The 4,305-nt window shown below is 31.9% G+C and carries 5 protein-coding genes; all 5 read left to right on the top strand.

The window, feature by feature from the left end; all coding sequences use genetic code 11:
- Positions 1-1,342 (top strand): FRG domain-containing protein (locus M4I23_RS19245; protein ID WP_249755482.1); only part of this gene is annotated, 1,342 nt, incomplete at its 5' end.
- 202 nt (positions 1,343-1,544) lie between these two features.
- A complete protein-coding gene (locus tag M4I23_RS19240) occupies positions 1,545-2,054 on the top strand; it encodes a hypothetical protein (protein ID WP_249755481.1) in 510 nt (169 codons plus the stop codon).
- Positions 2,055-2,183: 129 nt separating this feature from the next.
- The gene (locus M4I23_RS19235) at positions 2,184-2,639 is read left to right on the top strand and encodes a hypothetical protein (RefSeq protein ID WP_249755480.1); all 456 of its coding nucleotides are present in this window, start codon (positions 2,184-2,186) and stop codon (positions 2,637-2,639) included.
- A 151-nt stretch (positions 2,640-2,790) separates the two neighbouring features.
- The gene (locus M4I23_RS19230) at positions 2,791-3,318 is read left to right on the top strand and encodes a hypothetical protein (RefSeq protein WP_249755479.1); all 528 of its coding nucleotides are present in this window, start codon (positions 2,791-2,793) and stop codon (positions 3,316-3,318) included.
- Positions 3,319-3,480: 162 nt separating this feature from the next.
- Complete coding sequence (locus M4I23_RS19225; RefSeq protein WP_249755478.1) at positions 3,481-4,092, top strand: hypothetical protein; 612 nt, start codon at positions 3,481-3,483, stop codon at positions 4,090-4,092.
- Positions 4,093-4,305 lie beyond the last annotated feature (213 nt).

The following is a 4,305-nucleotide window of genomic DNA, read 5'->3' as shown; positions in this document are numbered from 1 at the left end:
GTGTGTTTACTTGCTTCTGATTTTCCTGCGGAAAATCCTCGCTTACAAACACCGCACTATTCTTATACGTAACCGTTATGTGCAAGCTGAAAAAAAAACTATGAGGAAAATATCGAATCTTGATTTAAAAGTACAACTTACAAACGAATTTCTTCGGAGCGGTGGATTAGAGTCAATACGAGATACACAGTTACTTGAAGATTTAATAAATTTCAATAAAAACGACTTAAATACGGTTACTTCTAGATTGAATGCATTTATGCTGTCAATTCTTGGCAACCATATGACACCACCTTATTTTTCCGAAGGTCAAATGTCTGAATACGACTCATTCTTGCAAAAAAGCAATTTTTTTGACCAAACACAAATTGATACAGAAAAAGAATTCGATGAAGTTTATGAGCTATTAAAAGGAGTTACTCATATGCTTTTTAGAGGTCAAAGAGAATCTCGTTGGAGACTTTACAGTACATTACAAAGGTTTTGGATTTGGCATAAGCTTAATGAAACGGAAGATAGTTATTTAGCTTTTCTTCAAAAGATGGTTAACGCAGGAAAAGCAAAATATAAAGGACAGATTCAAGAGATTTTAGACGAAAATCACATTGATACAATAAATGAAATTGCCATACTTGGATTTTTACAGCATCACGAAACACCGACACCTTTATTAGATTGGACATACAGTTTTCAAAATTCACTTTTTTTTGGAACTGACAATATTGAGCCAAATGCTGGAATGAAAGAAATTGATAATTATTTTAGCGTTTATTATATACAAGAAAAGGACTTTGGACAAGGCGGTATGAGAAAAATCTTAGATGATAGCTTAAACCGACTTGGAACTGAATTGAAGTTAGCATTTATGGAAAAAATAGCTGATGATGAAGAGGACTTAAAAAAAATGAAAGAACATTTTGAAGAAAGAAGTTTTTTTGACACAAACAGAATAAAAGGTTCAGGTCTTATAAGACATATGACTAGAATAGAAAACCTAATTAATATACCAATAACATACTTTAGCGACAGCGAATCGGATTCTCATCTTATTTTTTCACTAACAAATAGTGATAACATCAAAAACCAAAAGGGAGTTTTTACTTGGAATGCTGATGTCTCAAAACCTCTTGAAATGAAAGGTAATGAACAATATAACGAATCTCGTAACGAAAGCGACCCAGAAGATTACAGGTTTAGCGGTTGCTACAACATAAATAAAAAACTTGCACCTTATATTTTAGCGAAACTAGAAAAAGATGGAATTACGAGAGAATTTATTTATCCCGATTCCGATTTGAAAACTTGGCATATTTATGAAGACAGCAAAAAAGCCAGCACATAACAATGGCTATAATTAATACGGGTTTTGGTGCTTAATCCAAAGTTTAGGTCTATTTACTATGTCCGCCAAATCTTTTGATTTGGCTTTAAAATGAAAAGATAAAACAAAATAAAAAGATTTGGCTAAGTGCTTAATCGGAAATTAATTACTTTTATTTCCCGTACTAACCATAGCCGAGACGTTAGCCATAATTAGAAAAAAAATGAGATTACGAATCAAAAGCACAAATTTGACTTTAAAAATAATAAGTTGGATTCAACTAATTGGAGGTATTACAGGAATCGGTTTAATGGCTTATTTGATGTTAAATACGGGAGAATTAAACGGAGCAATTCTTTTGATTTTCCTTTCTGGTCTAGCCTTATTTATATTCTCAATATACGCTGGAAAAAGACTATTATGTGAACGCACGAAAAAAGCTGGAATTATTTTATCCGTTATAAATCAAATATTACAAATAATTCAATTCGATATTAGTGGAAATGGACTTAGTTACAGCTCAGGAATTGAGTTTCTTGTCGGAATTAAAAATAATATGTTGAGTTTCGATTTTGGAATAATTAAATCAAGTTTCAATATGTCTATTAATACAGATTCTACGGGTTTTGAATTTATGATAAATTTTGCTGCGATAATTTTAATAATTGTGCTACTTGACATTTGGAAGGAATTTAGAGAAGAAAATAAAATAACTATGGCTAACACCGTATAAAAATAATTGCGGTTTAGTGCTAAAACAAAGGCAATTGCGTGTTTGCCTGCATCTGATTTTCCTTCGGAAAATCCTCGCATACAAACCCGCAACTATCCTTATACATCAACGTTACCCAACATTTGAGAAATGACACCTGGAATTGAAATAACTAACACTGAATTAATATTTACAGAATTTTCCTCGAAAGAAATTGGGTTGGCGAAATATTGCAAATCATTTAGTTTAAAGTTGAATGAAATAAAATTAATCGGAATTAGTCCGAGACTTGCTTTAGACGATGAATCGATTTTTATACTCATCATTGACAAATCTGAAAAAATCTATCCTATTCCTGAACACATTATTGGAACAAAAGGGTTGGAGAATTTTGAAAAGTATTTTGAATTAAGTTCTGTCCAAAATGAATGGGAAAAATTCGAATACGATGACCATTACGGAAAAATGGATAAGGTAGTGTATCCCAAAGAAAAATATTGGAATGACTTGTTTCAAAAAGACTGGAAATTGAGAATTAGAACTCTTTATAGTTGGGCTCAACCGAAATCATTTTATGGAAATCTGAATAAAAAAAACGTTGGGTAACACCGTATATAAAAAATTTCTTATTTTAGGCTAAAACAAAGGTCGTTGCACGTTTGCTACGTCTGAATTTCCTTCGGAAATTCCTCGCACGCAAACCCGCAACTTTCCATATACAATCACGTTGTGTGTAAGCTAAAATCAGAACTACCGAATGGAAAAAATCCTAAAATTTAAACATTGGCAACTATTTATTCTGATAGTTCTGACTGCTGCTTGGACATCACCAAGTCCTTTACAGGAAATTATCAGATTCATAGGTCTAATTACTTTTCTAATTTGGACTTATGCAATTGGAATTTATGGGCAAGAAAAATTGGAATCTTTAAACCTTCCAACTTTGGACACTAAACTCTTTAAAATTAACATCGTTCTATTTCCGATTTTATTAATCGTTTCATTTCTACTTTCGCCTGAACAAACTGCGGATAATACTCAACCGGAATTTAATACTCAAACGATTTTACTAATGCCGATTACACTCTATATGTTTTTTGCATTTTTTCAGACAATAGTTTTTTCTTGCAAAACACTAACAATACTGGAACTGAAAAGAGAAGTGAGATTTTCTGACTATTTGGTGAATTTAATATTAACTTTATTTTTAATAATTGGAGTTTGGATTTTACAACCGAAAATAACAAAATTGATAGCTGAAACTGAAAATAATTTAGCGGAATGAAAAAAAAAGCCTACACACAACACCGTGTATAATTAATTGCTTTGGCAAGTGCTTATTTGGAAAATTCCTTCGGAATTTTCTCGGGTTCGTATTTGTTTACTAAATTGGTTGCTAAACCACGCAACTAACCATACACAACAACGTTGGCATAAATTTGAGAAAATGAGAAAACTATTAATATTTTTTATGATTTTAAGTCTTTATTCTTGTTCGAATGATGACGATGGAACAGAAAGTTCACTACCTGCAATAACTACAGAAGGAAAAAACACCTTTGGCTGTAAAATTGACGGCGAAATGTTTCTACCAAAGAATAATGGTGGATTCAGTGCTGGATACACTACTGTTTTAAGAGCACAGTATAGATATTATGAATACGAATACTATGGATTAGAACCAGGATATCATTTAGCAATAAGAGCAAGTAATTTTCTTACTGATAAAAATGTTAGCATAGAATTGTCAGCATCAGATGAACCAATTGTTACTGGGCAAACATATCCAATTGTTTTAAAAACTGACGGTTCAATTTCTGCAGAATACGGTTTTTCAACAAACACACAAGACCCAAACAATTCTAATATTTACTATTATAATTCATTTAATCATATTACGACAGAAGAATTTAATGGAGAGATAACTTTCAATCTTGTTGACGAAGAGAACCAAATAATTTCTGGTGTGTTTTATTTTACTTGTATAAACCCTGAAACAGATGAAATAGTAGAAGTGCTTGACGGTCGATTTGATCTTGAATATGACAACTGGTTCTGAAAAAAACTTATGCCAACACCGTATAAACTTTATTGCTAGTTATAGCTCACTTGGGAAAATCCTTCGGATTTTCTGCCGTTCGTGTTTTATTTAGTAAATTCACTGCTTAAACCACGCAACAAAGCTTATACAAAACCGTTGTAAGCAATAGCGCGGCTATCGTTAGATAACTTTCAATACAAATATTGTTTACGCAAAAGGAATAAAAAAAGG

Source organism: Algibacter sp. L4_22 (assembly GCF_023473045.1).
Classification (GTDB): Bacteria; Bacteroidota; Bacteroidia; order Flavobacteriales; family Flavobacteriaceae; genus Algibacter.
This window is presented reverse-complemented; position numbering and strand designations above follow the sequence as displayed.

Excerpts from the sequence above, each read along its gene's own strand:
- M4I23_RS19240 (WP_249755481.1), top strand. The coding sequence starts at position 1,545 with ATGAGATTACGAATCAAAAGCACAAATTTGACTTTAAAAATAATAAGT.
- M4I23_RS19235 (WP_249755480.1), top strand. The coding sequence starts at position 2,184 with ATGACACCTGGAATTGAAATAACTAACACTGAATTAATATTTACAGAA.
- M4I23_RS19230 (WP_249755479.1), top strand. The coding sequence starts at position 2,791 with ATGGAAAAAATCCTAAAATTTAAACATTGGCAACTATTTATTCTGATA.
- M4I23_RS19225 (WP_249755478.1), top strand. The coding sequence starts at position 3,481 with ATGAGAAAACTATTAATATTTTTTATGATTTTAAGTCTTTATTCTTGT.